At 56.1% G+C, this 446-nt stretch carries 1 protein-coding gene; it reads right to left on the reverse strand.

The window, feature by feature from the left end; translation table 11 throughout:
• On the reverse strand, positions 1–446 hold a 446-nt coding region (locus HMPREF3277_RS11345), incomplete at both ends, for a contractile injection system protein, VgrG/Pvc8 family (protein ID WP_246830811.1).

The raw sequence follows: 446 nt of genomic DNA on the forward strand, positions 1-446 counted from the left end.
GCGAAGTCGCTTTCGAGATACTGGGTCACATACTCGCGGACGGTGTAGCTGCGGCTTTTTTGGAAACGGTAGTCGACACCGGAGAAGCCGTGATGTTTGAAGACGGCGGCAACGATGTCGGGGACGGATTGGTTTTGAAACAGTCGGGAGGATTGGAAATGTTTTAAAGCCGCGAAGCGCGGCTCTAAAACAAAGCGGTAAACGGTTTCATCCTTGGATACGGACAGCTTCTCGCATGAAGTAATAATGCCCTGCCATTGTTTCGCCGGAGACTCGTCCGAACCGGCTGAAAAGGCGGCGGCGACTTCGGACAATACGGCCTCCTGCGGACGGATTTCAAACGCTGCGCGCTGGTTGAGGTAGGAAGACAGCGGCAATGAGGAATCGGTGGAGGTGGCGGTGATTTCGACGCGGTAGGCGGTGTTGGCGGCTTCGGAGGCGGTGAA

It is taken from the genome of Neisseria sp. HMSC70E02, assembly GCF_001838645.1.
GTDB lineage: Bacteria > Pseudomonadota > Gammaproteobacteria > Burkholderiales > Neisseriaceae > Neisseria > Neisseria macacae.